Annotated in this window: 19 protein-coding genes and 1 pseudogene; all 20 read right to left on the bottom strand. The window is 30.2% G+C overall.

The features are described 5' to 3' along the window. Nucleotides 1–200, bottom strand: a 200-nt coding sequence (locus tag ABEY15_RS23815) for an alpha/beta fold hydrolase (RefSeq protein ID WP_429892444.1), incomplete at its 3' end; no start/stop codon positions are given. 984 nt (nt 201–1,184) lie between these two features. Next, complete coding sequence (locus ABEY15_RS23810) at nt 1,185–1,676, bottom strand: SMI1/KNR4 family protein (RefSeq protein ID WP_429892443.1); 492 nt, start codon at nt 1,674–1,676, stop codon at nt 1,185–1,187. 142 nt (nt 1,677–1,818) lie between these two features. Then, nucleotides 1,819–2,253 (bottom strand): hypothetical protein, encoded by a 435-nt coding sequence (locus ABEY15_RS23805; protein WP_429892442.1) that lies wholly within the window; start codon nt 2,251–2,253, stop codon nt 1,819–1,821. Between the two features lie 206 nt (nt 2,254–2,459). Further along, nucleotides 2,460–2,957: a VanZ family protein gene (locus ABEY15_RS23800; RefSeq protein ID WP_429892441.1), complete on the bottom strand. Its 498-nt coding sequence runs from the start codon at nt 2,955–2,957 to the stop codon at nt 2,460–2,462. A gap of 252 nt (nt 2,958–3,209) precedes the next feature. After that, the gene (locus ABEY15_RS23795; protein ID WP_429892440.1) at nt 3,210–3,752 is read right to left on the bottom strand and encodes a hypothetical protein; all 543 of its coding nucleotides are present in this window, start codon (nt 3,750–3,752) and stop codon (nt 3,210–3,212) included. Between the two features lie 151 nt (nt 3,753–3,903). Further along, a complete protein-coding gene (locus ABEY15_RS23790; protein WP_429892439.1) occupies nt 3,904–4,467 on the bottom strand; it encodes a GNAT family N-acetyltransferase in 564 nt (187 codons plus the stop codon). A 302-nt stretch (nt 4,468–4,769) separates the two neighbouring features. Then, on the bottom strand, nt 4,770–5,234 hold the full coding sequence (locus ABEY15_RS23785) for a hypothetical protein (RefSeq protein ID WP_429892438.1): 465 nt from the start codon (nt 5,232–5,234) through the stop codon (nt 4,770–4,772). A gap of 292 nt (nt 5,235–5,526) precedes the next feature. After that, nucleotides 5,527–6,195 (bottom strand): Type 1 glutamine amidotransferase-like domain-containing protein, encoded by a 669-nt coding sequence (locus ABEY15_RS23780; RefSeq protein ID WP_429892437.1) that lies wholly within the window; start codon nt 6,193–6,195, stop codon nt 5,527–5,529. Nucleotides 6,196–6,480: 285 nt separating this feature from the next. Further along, complete coding sequence (locus ABEY15_RS23775) at nt 6,481–6,861, bottom strand: hypothetical protein (RefSeq protein ID WP_429892436.1); 381 nt, start codon at nt 6,859–6,861, stop codon at nt 6,481–6,483. Nucleotides 6,862–7,074: 213 nt separating this feature from the next. Beyond that, nucleotides 7,075–7,632 carry a hypothetical protein gene (locus ABEY15_RS23770; RefSeq protein WP_429892435.1) on the bottom strand — a complete coding sequence of 186 codons (558 nt, stop codon included), beginning with the start codon at nt 7,630–7,632 and terminating at the stop codon, nt 7,075–7,077. A gap of 100 nt (nt 7,633–7,732) precedes the next feature. Continuing rightward, nucleotides 7,733–8,167 carry a hypothetical protein gene (locus ABEY15_RS23765; RefSeq protein WP_429892434.1) on the bottom strand — a complete coding sequence of 145 codons (435 nt, stop codon included), beginning with the start codon at nt 8,165–8,167 and terminating at the stop codon, nt 7,733–7,735. A gap of 90 nt (nt 8,168–8,257) precedes the next feature. Next, nucleotides 8,258–8,413: a hypothetical protein gene (locus ABEY15_RS23760; protein ID WP_429892433.1), complete on the bottom strand. Its 156-nt coding sequence runs from the start codon at nt 8,411–8,413 to the stop codon at nt 8,258–8,260. A gap of 149 nt (nt 8,414–8,562) precedes the next feature. Next, nucleotides 8,563–9,015, bottom strand: a complete 453-nt coding sequence (locus ABEY15_RS23755) for a HEAT repeat domain-containing protein (RefSeq protein ID WP_429892432.1) — start codon at nt 9,013–9,015, stop codon at nt 8,563–8,565. Nucleotides 9,016–9,094: 79 nt separating this feature from the next. Continuing rightward, nucleotides 9,095–9,565 (bottom strand): DUF2691 family protein, encoded by a 471-nt coding sequence (locus tag ABEY15_RS23750; RefSeq protein WP_429892431.1) that lies wholly within the window; start codon nt 9,563–9,565, stop codon nt 9,095–9,097. A gap of 155 nt (nt 9,566–9,720) precedes the next feature. Beyond that, nucleotides 9,721–10,017 carry a hypothetical protein gene (locus ABEY15_RS23745; protein WP_429892430.1) on the bottom strand — a complete coding sequence of 99 codons (297 nt, stop codon included), beginning with the start codon at nt 10,015–10,017 and terminating at the stop codon, nt 9,721–9,723. Between the two features lie 206 nt (nt 10,018–10,223). Next, a complete protein-coding gene (locus ABEY15_RS23740; protein ID WP_429892429.1) occupies nt 10,224–10,679 on the bottom strand; it encodes a DUF5063 domain-containing protein in 456 nt (151 codons plus the stop codon). A gap of 232 nt (nt 10,680–10,911) precedes the next feature. Beyond that, nucleotides 10,912–11,412, bottom strand: coding sequence for a HEAT repeat domain-containing protein (locus tag ABEY15_RS23735; RefSeq protein WP_429892428.1), 501 nt, complete (start codon nt 11,410–11,412; stop codon nt 10,912–10,914). A gap of 264 nt (nt 11,413–11,676) precedes the next feature. Further along, nucleotides 11,677–13,674 carry a P-loop NTPase fold protein gene (locus tag ABEY15_RS23730; RefSeq protein WP_429892427.1) on the bottom strand — a complete coding sequence of 666 codons (1,998 nt, stop codon included), beginning with the start codon at nt 13,672–13,674 and terminating at the stop codon, nt 11,677–11,679. Nucleotides 13,675–13,859: 185 nt separating this feature from the next. Continuing rightward, a pseudogene (locus ABEY15_RS23725) lies at nt 13,860–13,970 on the bottom strand (DUF6176 family protein); the annotation flags it as partial. A gap of 367 nt (nt 13,971–14,337) precedes the next feature. Next, entirely contained in the window at nt 14,338–14,622 is a 285-nt protein-coding gene (locus ABEY15_RS23720; RefSeq protein WP_429892426.1) for a hypothetical protein, read from the bottom strand. Between the last annotated feature and the right edge of the window lie 637 nt (nt 14,623–15,259).

Below are 15,259 nucleotides of genomic sequence, written 5' to 3'. Positions count from 1 at the left end.
TCTGTTGCTGAGTCTATAAAATAATTAGATAAATCACTACTAGTTGATTTCCCATGCCCTCTTAGATCTGGAAGAATTACTTTTTTCTTTTGTACAAAATAATTCCTTTGATAATCGAAGTCAGTCATTCCAGTTTGTAAACCTGTATGTAAAAAGACAATTGGTTCACCTTTTCCTAAAACTTCTGTATTTAAGAGCATTAGTTACCTCCTGTTAATTAGTTTATATTTAATTTACTATTAAACAACTACACTTTAATACCTTTCCCTTATACAACTAATCTGCCATTTTGTTGAATAAGGGAATGAAAAAAGACCACAATATGTGATCTTAGCTTTTTTTTATGTAACAAACGCATTCGTTAGCTTAATAATAATTACTTATTCTTCAGCTTTTTTGTTATACGAGACTCGATAAAAACAAACCCAATTGAGACTCCGAAAGCTGTTGAAAATGCAGTCAAAATGTTTAAATCGTGTTTTAGAAAATGGTTAACTATTAAATTGCTAATGAATAAACCCAAAAAGAGAAAAAAAGAAGTACGTATATATCGTTTCACAATTATTTACCACCTAAAAATATTCGTTGTTAGTACAAATAGAATTATACAACAAAGATTAAAATACTTCCTGCTTATGGAAGTATACTGCCATTTTGTTGAACAAAAAAAGAGCCACATATAGCGACTCAGGATCTTCAACTAAAGCATGCGTTAGCCAACCATGAATCGATTATTCACCACAGTGAATGGAAGTTTATAACTTACTTCCATAGTAGTTGTATAAGCGTTATTTATGTAGTTGTGATAAATATAAAGATTGTGATGCAACTAGAATTATAAATACCGATAAGACAAAGAAGGCAACTGACCAACTTTTCTTTTTTAAAATATAGTGCTCTATCCCCGATAAAAACATATATACAGCAAGGATCATTCCTATAAGTCCAGAATAGAAAAAATTAACGGGATATGATTTTAAAGAAAAAATAAATAATACTGTGATTGGAATGATCAATATCATTTGGGTAATTACGATAGGCTTTACCCTGTTCTTGAAATAACGGTCGCTAAATGTCATTAAACGTAATCACTCCTTCCTGTAATAAAAAATTCATCTATGTCTATAAAGTCGATCATGTATTGTAACTAAAGCATGCATTAGTTGAATAAGGAGTTGTAATTATTATGTTATCTTTGCATTTTTAAATAACTCAGATAATGAATTAGCAATTATTCTTTTTTCTGATAAAATTTCCTCTGGTTGTTCACTGACATCATGATATATCTGATATACTGGTGGGTTTTCTCCTTCATCCAAAGATATATAAATTTGATCGCCTGTTCCTAAAGCATCATACCCAATACACAAATAACCTTTATCTAATAAAGTAATGCCTGGATATAACTCAGTGGATTCAGAAATGATACCCTCTAAATCTAGGAACCCCATATCTATGTAATCTTCGTCATCTTCTGAATCTATGTATTTTGTTGTAATTTCTAAACCATAAATAGGGACATTTCTATAAAACTGTATAAGCCATTCAGGAAGTTTGTTCCTAAATACTTTATTTAAATGATCAAGTTGATTTAAGGAAAATCTTTCTCCAATTTTCCCATCACTTCTAGCACGTTCGAGTAATTTTAGCACGGAATTTTCAACTTCTGGATTCACCATATCACTTCCATTCTGGAACAATTTTTCTTAATTTTATCACTTACCCTTATGGAACTAAACTGCCATTTTGTTGAATAAAAAAAGAGCCACATATAGCGACTCAGGATCTTCAACTCAAGCAACCTTTAGCTAAATAAGGTTAATGATATCGAAACCAAACAAACCATCCATTTTCTTTACCTTTAGCCAAAAATATTTGACCTTGGGCTAAGTTAGCTCCAGGTGCTTTTGGGAAATCCAAACGGACTAGCCATGATTTTTCAGCAATTTCTTTCCCGCAAAAATACTTTGCCATTCCAAAATAATCTTCTTCTTCTTTAACACCAACTGTTTTAGGGAATGGCTTTGCCGTAACTACATTCCACTTCGTATATAATTCAGGAAGATCCTCTAAACCTGTACCATAAGTTTTTGGTATTAAGGTTTTTAAGGCTTCAATTACCTCTTTTTGATCCTTCATTGATGTTTTGTCTAATTCACTTAACACAGGACACTTTTTAGGTTGCGCGTATCCTACAATCGATCCGAAAGATAACATCATAATGAACATAAAAATCATTACTTTCATCTTCATTTTCTACTCACCTCTGGTGTTATCTTCCCTTAATAACTGGATTGTTATTAACAATTTGACATTTAATAACAAAAAAAACCACTTTAAATGTTTCTTGCTATTGAACTTAAGCATGCGTTAGCCAACCATGAATCGATTATTCACCACAGTGAATGGAAGTTTATAACTTACTTCCATAGTAGTTGAATTTGTTTAATCATGTTTTTTTATAAATCAGTTGTTATTTTTAGATGTTTTTCCCTTGAATACTTGATTAATTGAATGAGTTTAATTGGTATATAACCTAATAATCCTCCAAAAGTATTTAAAATTAAATCATCAATGTCAAAACTTCCAAAGTCAAATAATAGCTGAATTACTTCATAAGTTAAACTTAAACTAAAAGTTGCAATTACGATAACTTTAAAGGTTTTGAACTTTTTCAATAATATTGGAAGGATGAAACCAAAAGGTACAAAACCTATAATGTTTCCAACTAGGTTTGTAATCCTTATATTTAAAGTTATGTCAGCTAAAAACAAATAATAAATAATAGTTTTTAAAGGAATAAAATTCTGTCCATGCCAACGATCATCATTATTGTTAAAATTAAAATGACTGATTATTTCTGATGGAGAAACATATTTAAATAGTATTTGATTTGTAAGGACGACAAGATAAAGACAAAATACTAAGGTTAAGACAATTTTCATAAATAATTTCATTGATTTCTACGACTCCTAATAATTATTAACCACCCACCAAATATAACATAATTTACCATTTTTGTTTTATTCCTTATCCAACTAATCTGCCATTTTGTTTAATAAGAAAAAGCGATCTTCTATTGAAGAATCGCAGAGCGTTAGTTACATAAGAATATTTTTAATAAGTTGGCTCTGTTAAACTAAAATGTTGATTTTTACGTACTAAAAAAGACTGTTTTCACCAAACAGTATTTTTAATGCTTATTGAACTTAATCCATATTTATATCTTCTAAACGAATTTCAACTACTTTATCCCCCAACCAAAATTCAATTATTATCTTATTCTTTTTATCAACATATCCTATTATATCGCAACCCTGCTCTACTCGTTTAAAATAATTTGGTCCATATAATGAAATAATGTCCTTTTTTGAATTTCCTAATTTTATTCCATTTATGGTTTCGAGATCAGAATGACGTGACATATTATTTATATCACCAATGATAAGTCTTACTATTTCTCCTTTGTTTTTCCCATTTATGATTGAAGCCGTTTCTAATCCATTTTTCCAAAGATAGTAATCGTATAAATTATTATCTTCTTTTTCCAAAGGTTCTCCAAACCTTTTTGTGAAACTTAAACTATTAATATTATCATGTAGTCCTACTCTATCGAAGTATTCATTAGAAAGGTTTGTAGATTTCACATTTTTTATATAGTATGGTCCTCCTCTAAAGAAACTTACGGATTTTACAATAATGATGACTAGTGCAATTAAAACAATAAAAACTAAAATAATTTTTTTCTTCATATAGTCTCCTAACATTTACCTTAAATATATATATTTTACCATAAAATTCCAAATAATTATTCAACTATCTGCCATTTTGTGAATAAGAAAAAGCGATCCTCTATTGAAGAATCGCATGGTTTAGTTCTACAAGGGCTTATTAAATTTTAGTCTAATTTATCTTTGCATAGATGCAGGTATCAGTTAGTTTTTTACCGTCAGCTGAAAGATCTTCATTACGTAATATCCCTTCAAGCTCAAAACCTAGTTTTTCAGGGATCGTACGACTTTTAGTGTTATTAAATTCACATCGTATTTCAATCCTTCTAAATTTGAATAGCTGAAAGCCAAGGTTTATTAACTCACTTACCGTTTCTGTCATATATCCATTGCCACTAAATTGCGTGTTAATCCAGTATCCAATCTCACATTTAGAAATCTTCCAATTAATTCCGTGAAGGCTAGCAGTTCCAATAAAATCATTAGTACCCTTATGGTAGATAAGATACCGAAAGCTATCTCTTTTCAAAAAATCTATATGGGCATTTCTAAGGAGAATTTCCGTTTCTTCAACAGTAGGAATTGACTGGAATAAAGACAACCATTGCTTTAACTCACTAATTGAATCCTTAATAGCTTGTTTTACTATATTCCCTTCACCAGATTGAAGTGGTGCTCGAAGAATTAGTCTGTCTGTTTCTATTTGTAACGGAACATCTAATAATATAGGATTCATATAATTTCCCCTCTCGAAAACTTTAAATTATTACCTTATGAAACTTATATAATAAAAAACTGTCACTCCAAAGAAATAATTCTTGAGGAAGAGAGCATCAATTTAATTGGTACCACCTCAGTTTGTTGATATGTCACCATATCGACCTCTTCAGGTACGTTACTATAATAATTAAATTCGCTGCATTGTAGTATACCTCCCCTCATTTTCAATTGAAATATGCATTCAAACTCAATTTTAGAAGAAAATGTATAATAAAAGCTCGATCTTTGTTCAACGAGCTAATATTTACAGTTCGCTATTTAATTATTCATCTCTCTTATAAATCCCCCATCATCTAAGTATCGAATATTAGTTATTTTGCCATCTGTGTTAAAATAAACTCTACCTGAAACTTCAGCGCCCTTTCGTTTGCTCCCATCTTTTCTGTATAATACATTAACTTTAAATTCATAGGCTCCTTCATTCGTCTCAATTTCTTTAATATCAATGTTATCTACCTTCATTTGATATCCGCTTTTGTTTGCTAAAAATTGATAATTAAGAGCATATGCAGCGATAAAATTGTTGTACATCTTTTCAGTAAAATAAGGTTGGTATGTTTTTTCATAATATTTTTCTAGCTCTGTGTTTTTTTGGAGGTGTATATCTTCCCCATCTTTTCCTATGACTGTTATATTTTCTTCCATGGTTAACATTTCAATTAATTTTATATCAGGTCCTGTAAACTGTTTTTCTAAGATTGTTCCTCCAAAATTTAATAACATAGAATAATATTTGCTTTTAAATATATTCCATTTTTTTCCTCAAAATCCCTTTTTCTTATTCAACTAATCTGCTATTTTATTGTATAAAAAAAGCGATCTCCTATTGAAGAATCGCACTGCGTTAGCCATCCATAATTCCTCAGATTCACAACAGTGAATGGACGTTTATATCGTACACCCATGGTAGTTGAATTAGGATATGATTTCTGAATAAAGCCCATCCTAATTTAAGTTAGAATGAGCTTCAATCTATTGCAATATTAATTTAGCAACAATTTCCTGAGGAGTAGTATCAGGGCGAAAACAGTTTCCAATGCCCTTCGGAAACAACTTCAACCTCTCCGTCGATTACTTTGATGGCGGTTTGATCGTCAATCGCATACGCCGTACTATGCATCCCTGCTGCCCATCTCTCTGCAGCAGCACTGGTGTTTCCCGGCAGCATCTCGTGATCCAGATGCGGAAAGATTGAAAAATCTACCAGTCTAAGTGTTTCATCACCACCGTCTGGTGGAGTCCAACCAATGAAGTACTCCCCTATGCTAGGTGCCATCACCATGCTCCCAGCACTCATTCCCACATAGACTGAGTTCAGTGACGGTAAAAGGTCTGCCAGCCCGGATTGACGCATCCAGTGGCACAGGTAAAGGGCATCGCCGCCTGACACCAGCAGTACATCTGTCTCCTGAACCAGTGGTTTCCAGCGGTTTTCGTCGATGCTTGGTAGCGCTGTGAGCTCCAACACGCCGACTGACTTCCAACCGAGGCTTACCATGGGATTCTCTTCTTTCCCACTGATGAACTGCCAGGCTTTGACGCCAGGGCCAACCCAAGGGTGTCCATACATCGCAGTGGGGATGCACAGGGCGTTGGAGTCAGCAATTGGCTTGCCCAGCATATCAACTAACGCGTCGAGTATGCTTTTGTTATTGATGCCTCCAGATGTAAGCAGAAATTTCATAACTTCACTCCTTGTCCTTGTTTGGTACTGTCAAGTTTATTCATACTTCAATGTTAGCAACTCTAGCTTTATGAATGATTTTAACACTTCAATTGTATCATTGTTATCCGATGTTCAGCTTATTTCTATTCGAATACCTCGTGGAGCTCAATCTGTCCTATACTTTACAATTCCACAAAACTTATATAAATCCTTATACAACTATACTGCCTTTAGTCGAATAAAAAATAGCCACTTGAATAGGCAGCTGGTATTCAACTCATGCTTGCTTTAGTTATATAAAATTTACTTATGATTCAATAATGTTTCAATTGAAGTAACTAATTTTTCATTATCTTTTTTTGTCTTGCCTTTTATTTCACTAGTTGTAAAGCTCATTACCTTTTTGTCTTGATTATACAATGTAATACTGTATAACCATCCCTTTACATCGGAGTTTTTATTTTGGGTAAATTTTATATCCTTAATATTACTAATAAAGTTATTAATTGCTTTCTGTTCTGTTATTACTGTGTTCTCCCCATTCTGACCGTTAGTTACTTCAATTTTATTAATTTTATTTAAATTTTCGTGTAACACTTCTGAAAAACTATTGTTTGTCATATTACATCCAGTTAGTAATGAAAATACACTAATATAAAGAAGTATACATATAATTTTTTTCATATTTACTCCACCTTCAAATACTTTTAAATTAATTATATCAACCTAACGACTATTTTAATTTGGGGGAATTTCACATTTTTAAATATAAATCATAAAATCCTTATGCAATTAATCTGCCATTTACTTCGATAAAAAAAGCCGCATATTAGCAGCTTATGATCTTCAACTATTGCATGCTTTAGTTGTATAAGAAATCATGTAGAATGTTTAATTTCATTTAAAACCTTCTAGAAAAAATAACACCCTTCTAAATAACTCATCTTCAGTCAATTCCATAGGGACAGTAATAATATCTTTTTTGAATTGCTTAAGACTTCTATAAATTTCTTCAAAGAAAATATGATTAGGTACAATAAAGTAACTTGTATTAGGTATTTCTAATGATTTAAATACTTTATTCCCGTCATATATTAAATTTTCAGGCTTTGATCTCAGAAATATATGTGTGTTACACCCATCATTTTTAAATATATACTCAATTGACATAAAACCTTCATTTAACCTGAAAACTTCATTAGGTTCTTTTTCTTTGTCTGTAATGAAAAAGGACAACTCAGTAACATAGCTTAAAACAGGTATATCGTAATTTTTAACTTTAAGATCTTTATTAAAATTTTCACTACCTTTTACCGGTAAAAATTTATCCATAAAATCTTTATTATCAATACTAAGATTTAATTTACCCATTATTCTTTCAAAAGCATCGAAATCCTCGTCTATTTTAGTAAAGTCAAATTCCATGTTAATTACAAAATCTATTCTAAAATCCATAAATTGATTCATCCTCTTTTTCTTAATACAGTTGAAATGTTTAAAGTCTAATAGACTCACAATAACTTCAACTAATGCAATGCATTAGTTGCATAAGATATCAATTTTTTAATTCATTAATTACTGATAATGCCGAAGTGTTCATAGGATCATTCTCAAGAATTGAATTTGCCACTTCAATAGCTTCTTCGTTACTTAATAACCTTTCAGGAAGCTTATTAAAATAAAGGACATACTCTTTGTAACTATTATCTTCAGGCGATAGTTCCATTGCTTTTTTCGCATGATGAAACGATGTTTGATATGCTCCCTCTAAGTAGTTTAAAGCCATGCTCAGAATAAATGAAATCATATAATGATTTTCGGATGTTTCTGCCTCTAGGAGTTGAAAATTTGCAAAAGCATAAGGTGTAATGCTTTCTTCTTCATAGGCTATTAGAAAAAGCTCTTCTAATAAAGATTCTCCATCCATATTTAAAGACAGTTCTCTCGCTTTAATAAAATCACCACTAAGTATTGCATCCTTAAAATACATTTTATTTACGCTCCTTGAGTAAAAACATAAAAATATAGGAAATTTAACCAACTAATGACAAGAGTTAGTTCTTAAATGAAAGATAAGCGATTAAAATTTAATATTTTTTAATAATAGAACTCCGTAAACTATAACGCTACCAATAATAACTAATAACCCTATCATTAAAAAGCCATATATAAAGCCCTTACCCATTGAATATATATCTAAAAACATATTTTTAAAGACGTTAAGTAACTTTTTCATAATTTTTCTCCTTATGGCAATTGTTTAACTTGATTTTACCATAAAAATCCAATTCCTTATTCCACTAATCTGCCATTTAGTCGAATAAAAAAAGCCGCCTGAATTGGCAGCTGATATTCAACTCATGCATGCATTAGTTGAATAAGAAATTATCTATTTTCTATTTTCTCATATGCAAATGCTGCTCTTATTCTTACATACTCTACTTCATCAATAATAAATTTTTTGAGGAGTATTTTAACCTCTTCTTCATTATTTATTAACTCCCCAAGTGCATAAGCAATCTGCCATCTTGCCTCAAAGTCATTAAATGATAGAGAATGTTTAGCTAAATCAATCAGTTGAATAGGATGATTAATTAACTGGTCAATAATGTTCTCACACTCATTATCCCTTGCTAAAATAAATAAAAATTTGTTTACTAAATCCGCACTCCAATTTCCTACTGGTATTTTTTCAATTAGGTTATTTGTAGATTTGTAGATCCTATCCCAATGAAGATAATCAGTCTCCCATTCCCCATAAGATCTCTCTGTCGCCTTAGACCACATAACAAAACTCTCAATTTCATTTATTAATTGAGACTCAAATTGTTTATCCATTTTTAGATTCACTCCTACAAGATAGGATCGTCAGTTTTGTTCAACAATCGCATTAGTTAGTTGAATAAGAAATATAAATCTACCAACAACTGAGTCCTGTTCTACTATCATTCGTATCTGTGATATAGGATAGATTCTCATAATTATTTTTAAGTGCGTTCATATACAATTTTTCTAATAAATCAATGTCTTTACAATATATATCTATATATGTGCAATCAGTAATCAATAAACATAATTGGCAATCGCTATTTAAAAATTCTTCGTATGTTTTTATTTCAATTGTATCTTTATTTTCGGGAAAAGCTTTTAAATCTGCAAATATTAAATAGTATTCATTATTTTTTATTTTATCATCAAATTCTGGACCAGTTAAAACTTGGAAATCTTCTGGAAAAAGAGGTTTATCCAATTCTTTTTCAACTACTAAATAAGACTCTTCACTGTTGATATACCAGTTAAAATACTTAATGTTCACTGGTTTCAATATTTCGGCTAATAATTGTCCACCAAATTGATCTGGATTTTCAAAACCAATACCTCTTTTCAAAATATATTTCTCCTTTTACTTTCTTTGATAAAATAACAACTTCTTATGTAACTAAAGCATGCTTTAGTTGAATTGCATTTCTTCGATTTACGTTAAAAACACCTGAATATTACAAATTATCATTTTAGATACTTCTGAAAAAAATCATAATTTGTTCAATATTCTATTTTATCTACAATGGCTTTTGTATTTTTACTTTCAAAATACTCTAATGGCATTTCCCAATTATAATCCTTAATTAATAATAGATCATACGCACCGTTTTCATTGCTATCAGGATACCAACCCAAGTCGAGAATAAGGTTAAACTTACTATTGGAAAGTCGCAATAAATCTTGAACAAAGTAACCAAAATCCTTACATTTATCAGGTTCGATTTCATAAAAGTTATTAAACTCTACTGTCCATCCTCCCAATAGTCTTAATGGTTGAATTTCATATGGTTTATTCACAAAATTCACCTCTTTAATATTAATTTAGTAGATACTATATCCTACTTCACAATACCTCAGATAGTAAAAGAGGAGCCGATGAACGATGAACGATGAACGGTTCCAAGTGTTATTCAACTACCATGGGAGTACGATATAAACTTTCATTCACTGTTGTGAATCGGATGATTCATGGATGGCTAACGCATGCGTTAGTTACATAAGGATTAATTAAAATTTATGGAATGTAATGCACGTATCGCGTTAACAGCGTGCCTACCCCAGTGTGCATGGAAATCAAATTTCCAATGCCAAATCGCTTCTAATTGTTCATTTTGGTCATATAATAAATTTCCTTCTTTAACATCTTTATAAATATCTAGTATATCGTCTGATAAACTTCCACATCCACATACAGGTTCTTCTAGCTGATAAGGTTCAAATACATCCCAATAATATTCGTTTTGTCCGAAATTCAATTTTGGTATGGCAAAATCTAAGATGGCTACCTCAGTATCTTCAGCTTCAACTTCGGGAAGATACAGTGCCTTTGAATACAAATCCAAAAGTGAAGCAAGGAGATTATTAAATTTATTGGTTTCCTTATTGGAATTGAAATTTTCAATTTTTTTACAATAGTTCAAAGCAGATAGATAAAATTCGTTAATCTCTTTATTTACCATTTTATCACCTTACAATTAAAGTATTTTCTATATAAATTCTAAATTTATTTTTGAAATCCTTCTTGAACTAACCTGCCATTTTGTTCAATAAAAAGAGACCGACAAATCGTCGATCATGTTGTTCCACTAATGCATTGCGTTAGTTCAATAAGGAATCGTTTAAATTAAGTGGTTTGTATACCACACATATAATCAAAAAATTTAGATTGCACTAATCTTTTTTACTATTTTTTCAAATTTCTTGAATTGCTTCTTCGATAGCCTCTATAACTATTGGATCACTTTCAGTTTTTAATGCATCTACTAAAACTTTAAGTGCCTGAGAGCCTCCTATAAAGCCTAAAGCAGTTGCTGAATTCTCACTTATATCTGGAATTTTATCTTGAATACAAACTTCAAGGAACTGGAGTAATTGCTTGTCTGCAAAATCGCTTACAATATGGGTAGCCCAATACCTTATTCCATTATGGGGGCTTTGCAAAGCAGTAATTAGATAAGGTAATACATGATTTATATCAAACTTAGTTAAAATTAAACTAGCTTCTTCATATAGCCCCCAGCCATCGTATTCTCCGAAAGATTTTAAGATAGGCTCAATACAGGATGGATGAGGATTTAATTTCAGATAATCTATAGCTACTCCATATTCATCAACTATTTTCTGTGTTAATTGATCATCTGCAGGCATTGGATTATATTTATTTAAAATTTTCACTGCATCATTTATATTCACTCCTATTAAAACCTCCAATGTACATTCCCATATTTTCATCAATATCTCAATAATAATTATATCATCCCTAATTCAACTATCCTGCCATTATGTTGAATAAAAAAATGCGATCTTCTATTGAAGTATCGCATGCGTTAGCCATCCAAGAATCAAGAATTCACCACAGTGAATGGAAGTTTAATACTTACTTCCATAGTAGTTGTATAAGTTACTTTCCTAAAAATCGTTATTCTTTTTCAGATGTATCGCTTACACTTTTTCGTGTTAGGTTAGTTTCATTTGAGCGACTACTTTTTCAATAGAATGTGATAAATCTTGAAGGAATGTCATTTTCAACGTTTTTTCTTTCCCATTTATAAACATCTTTATTTTAGACTGTAATGCAGTTAAGGATTCTTCTTCTAAGTAAAGTTTATAATTTTTAATGTCTTCCTTATAGGCATACCTTTTTTCCAAAAGTAAAGAAAATGAAACTGTATCAGAATTGGTTAACGAAAGTACTTTTTTAAATAAATCATCTACGTTATATTTATCGAAAACAGGAACATAAAAAAATCTTTCTCTCATTTCGTATAAGAATTTCCTAAAATCAGAATCCAGATAAGTCATTAGTTCCTGTACTCGTTGTTCCTCTGACTTTAATCTAAATGAAGTATTGATTGATATGACTTTTTCTTTAAATTCCAATAAATCATAGTCTTGTTGTTCAATGTTGGTACCAATAAAATAAGTATCCAGATTTGAATAGTATTCGCCACTCATACCAGAAAGCTCTAAACCATTTAAAAGTTCTGTTTTTACATCTTGTAAATCCTTTTTAAAAAGACCTTTTTCAATAAAATACCTAAAAAGGTTAAATGCTCGAAAATATAAAACGAAATGTACTTCACCATTAATCAACTTTTCATAAGCCAGTCTTGTAGCTTCAATAAACTCTTCATCAGTTAAGTCTTGAAAGTTATCTCTAATTAATCTTAAATATAGTGGAATATCCTGTCCCATATTTGCTAAAATAGCTTTCATTTCTTCAGAAAATTTTTCTAAATCAAGTATGCCTTTTCGTACTAGTCGCTCGGCGAATGGAAAGAAAGAAACTCCTTTTGCCTTATATGTAGAAAGAGAATATTTTTTTATAAATTTTTCGATGTACTTTTCTTTATAATTTTTATTAGTTCTATTAAAGCCTATGAGAAAAAATACATCTGATGTGACACCCTCTAAGTCTCCGTTTCCTTCTTGTCCTGATTTTATTTCAAATGAAACAGCAAGAGTATAAATTAGGATCGATAAAAGGACATCTTCCCCTAACTCACTATAATCTTCTTTGAATTTAGAATATATTAACTCAAAATCATCTAGTCCTTGCTTAAGTATACGAATATTATCGGTTCGACTATCCTTGAATACATTAATAACACATTCTATATTTTGGATTAAAAAATCTCTTATTTCGTTGTTTCCTACTTGTGTAACAATGTTGTTAATGAGTGCTGGATAGTCTGGTAATAATGTTAACGTTTTTCCAATTAACTTTTCCTTAATCCGTTTATATTCATTACTTCTATGGAACAATTCATTCATTTTATTTTCTATTAAATTACTAGTTGAAATTTCACTTTCTTGATTTTTTCCAAAAGATCGGTCATTTTCTCTTTGAAGTATTTTTTCCTTTTCCAAAACAATAGATGATACAAGCATTTTCAGTTCTAAGTTTCTATGGATTAACTTTTCAGCTATTTCATCTTCATAACCGATTATTACCACCTTTACTCCATCATGCTCAACAAAATTATTGATATAGCCAAGTATATCAGTAATGTCTAAATTAGCCCTTTCTAAATCATCTAATACTAATACCTTATCTGTAAAATTTAATAAATTTTCATAATTTATTTTTGTGTCAACTATATCCTTGAATACAGGAATATCCAAAGTTTTAATATATTCAAAACCCGTCTTGGCTACTTCAGTTATCCTACCGCCCCATTTGCTATCCAAAAAGTTCATTACTTTGTCATTGCTCGTTAAAAGGTTATCCAACACAATTCTCTTATTGATTTCCTCTAGACTAGAAATACCATAAAGAGATAAATATATAGTTTTTTTCTTTTTTCCATTAAAATCTGTATTCTCAATTGCTAGTTTTAATGAATTCTCAAAAAAATAAGTTTTACCACTACCCCATTTTCCGTTTAAAAGGATGGCGTAATTGGTGTTTTCTTTCTTAATATAATTTAATATACTTTCTTCAATGTACTTCATTTATTTCCCCTTAAATAATTGATATAATTTCTTATATTTTTTTAAAAAATGAGATCGTATTATTTTCCCCCTAGATTATCTTACCTTCCCAGCAAATAAAGTAATAAATCTAGTGCTGACATTTACCTATTCATTCTTATTCTGCTTTAGCTTTTCTTTCAATAAAATCAACTTTTGAATACATAATTAAGGTTCAATAAAACCTTATCCATGTGTTCATTCAGCATTACGATCCACTCATCAACAAGATGACTTTTCCCTTTTTTCACTTTAAATCTTGTTAATTCAATTTCCATTTTTATACCTTATTTTTTCGTTTTAATATATTAGTACCATCTTTGTATTTTCGACAATTTGGTAAAAAACCCCTTTTCATTCTGATAAACAACCCTAATTTTTTGGACAAAATATGCATTTCCTTATTAAACTAAACTGCCAGTTATTAGGATAAGGGAATTTATATATCCTTTAGTAATGTAAAAAAATAAACCGATTTATATAGTAATTATTACTACTATATAAATCGATTTATTTTAGAGGTTTTTTAAATTTAGGTCTTGAATAGGTTAATATCATTAGTGGTATTCCTTATGCCAAAAAAGTTCTATTTCTTATTAAAAAGGAATTTATGTTATTTTTTATTGTGCAAACGAATTTTAAAAATTATCCATCATTATTTTCACTTCTAAAAGACTTTATGGCGGTTTTTAAAGAAGCATATGAACCGATAGCAGCATAGCCGTAAAACCAACCCATAAAAATACCAGCGATAAGATGGTGTCGATGACTTATAAAAACTGAAATGCATAATCCTAATACTAAGGCTATTAAAGATACATACTTTCTATTAATTTTTAGAAGTATTTTTAGTAGTTGAGTTAACACCATCACTAGTGGAACTGCAATTATAGCGTCCCAAAAATTAGTTTGAATAGTAGGAAAATCCATTCTGACAACACCTTTTTATCTTATTATCTACCCTACGATCAATATAATATTCAATAGAAAAAAATAGTTGTAAAAGGATAGATAATGATATTGAGATAATAAATGGTCATAAATAAACAATCAAAATGAAATTACCAATTTCGTTTAAAGTAAAGATCTTGTTCAACTACCATGGGAGTGCAATAAAAACTTCCATTCACTGTTGTGAATCCGAGGATTCATGTTTGGCTAACGCATGCGTTAGTTACATAAGATTTATATAATTTGTTTTGCTTTCCTACCCTCGTTAGCTCTATTTTGACTAATCACTTCACCAAATGTTCCCTATTAATCGAATAATCATTCTTGGTATAAACAGTAAGATCTTCCAAATTACTTCAAAAATCACTTCAAATATAAACTCAATTAAAGTATCTTTAAAAAAGCTGTCTCTATTTCTTTTTTTATATTTCATCTTCTAACTCCTAAAAATCAATCATTGTTAAACTTTTTGGTTCGGAATAACAAATTTAATTTCTTTAAATACATTCTACTTTTATTATACCATTTGGTTATTCCACTAACCTGTCAGATTGCAAAATAAAAAGGCTGTATGACAACCTTTTTCATCTACAACTAATGCATGCGTTAGTTGCAT

Source organism: Gottfriedia acidiceleris, assembly GCF_050457485.1.
GTDB classification, from domain to species: Bacteria; Bacillota; Bacilli; order Bacillales; family Bacillaceae_G; genus Gottfriedia; species Gottfriedia acidiceleris_D.
The sequence above is the reverse complement of the archived record's forward strand: the minus strand, read 5'-3'. Positions and strand labels throughout refer to the sequence as shown.

What these genes read in the sequence shown, in the direction of transcription:
- ABEY15_RS23780 (WP_429892437.1), bottom strand. Translation starts at nt 6,195, where the DNA reads ATGAAATTTCTGCTTACATCTGGAGGCATCAATAACAAAAGCATACTC.
- ABEY15_RS23720 (WP_429892426.1), bottom strand. Translation starts at nt 14,622, where the DNA reads ATGGATTTTCCTACTATTCAAACTAATTTTTGGGACGCTATAATTGCA.
- ABEY15_RS23740 (WP_429892429.1), bottom strand. Translation starts at nt 10,679, where the DNA reads ATGGTAAATAAAGAGATTAACGAATTTTATCTATCTGCTTTGAACTAT.
- ABEY15_RS23800 (WP_429892441.1), bottom strand. Translation starts at nt 2,957, where the DNA reads ATGAAATTATTTATGAAAATTGTCTTAACCTTAGTATTTTGTCTTTAT.
- ABEY15_RS23730 (WP_429892427.1), bottom strand. Translation starts at nt 13,674, where the DNA reads ATGAAGTACATTGAAGAAAGTATATTAAATTATATTAAGAAAGAAAAC.
- ABEY15_RS23760 (WP_429892433.1), bottom strand. Translation starts at nt 8,413, where the DNA reads ATGAAAAAGTTACTTAACGTCTTTAAAAATATGTTTTTAGATATATAT.
- ABEY15_RS23790 (WP_429892439.1), bottom strand. Translation starts at nt 4,467, where the DNA reads ATGAATCCTATATTATTAGATGTTCCGTTACAAATAGAAACAGACAGA.
- ABEY15_RS23765 (WP_429892434.1), bottom strand. Translation starts at nt 8,167, where the DNA reads ATGTATTTTAAGGATGCAATACTTAGTGGTGATTTTATTAAAGCGAGA.
- ABEY15_RS23795 (WP_429892440.1), bottom strand. Translation starts at nt 3,752, where the DNA reads ATGAAGAAAAAAATTATTTTAGTTTTTATTGTTTTAATTGCACTAGTC.
- ABEY15_RS23755 (WP_429892432.1), bottom strand. Translation starts at nt 9,015, where the DNA reads ATGGATAAACAATTTGAGTCTCAATTAATAAATGAAATTGAGAGTTTT.
- ABEY15_RS23770 (WP_429892435.1), bottom strand. Translation starts at nt 7,632, where the DNA reads ATGGATTTTAGAATAGATTTTGTAATTAACATGGAATTTGACTTTACT.
- ABEY15_RS23785 (WP_429892438.1), bottom strand. Translation starts at nt 5,234, where the DNA reads ATGTTATTAAATTTTGGAGGAACAATCTTAGAAAAACAGTTTACAGGA.
- ABEY15_RS23775 (WP_429892436.1), bottom strand. Translation starts at nt 6,861, where the DNA reads ATGAAAAAAATTATATGTATACTTCTTTATATTAGTGTATTTTCATTA.
- ABEY15_RS23805 (WP_429892442.1), bottom strand. Translation starts at nt 2,253, where the DNA reads ATGAAGATGAAAGTAATGATTTTTATGTTCATTATGATGTTATCTTTC.